At 57.3% G+C, this 255-nt stretch carries 1 rRNA gene; it reads left to right on the forward strand.

Features of this window, described 5'->3' with window-relative positions:
* A 16S ribosomal RNA gene (locus tag J1782_RS00020) occupies positions 1–255 on the forward strand; the annotation flags it as partial.

The following is a 255-nucleotide window of genomic DNA, read 5'->3' on the forward strand; positions in this document are numbered from 1 at the left end:
ACTGCCTGATGGAGGGGGATAACTACTGGAAACGGTAGCTAATACCGCATGACGTCGCAAGACCAAAGTGGGGGACCTTCGGGCCTCACGCCATCGGATGTGCCCAGATGGGATTAGCTAGTAGGTGGGGTAATGGCTCACCTAGGCGACGATCCCTAGCTGGTCTGAGAGGATGACCAGCCACACTGGAACTGAGACACGGTCCAGACTCCTACGGGAGGCAGCAGTGGGGAATATTGCACAATGGGCGCAAGC

Origin of the sequence: Rahnella sp. BCC 1045 (genome assembly GCF_019049615.1) — a bacterium.
Taxonomy (GTDB): Bacteria; Pseudomonadota; Gammaproteobacteria; order Enterobacterales; family Enterobacteriaceae; genus Rahnella; species Rahnella contaminans.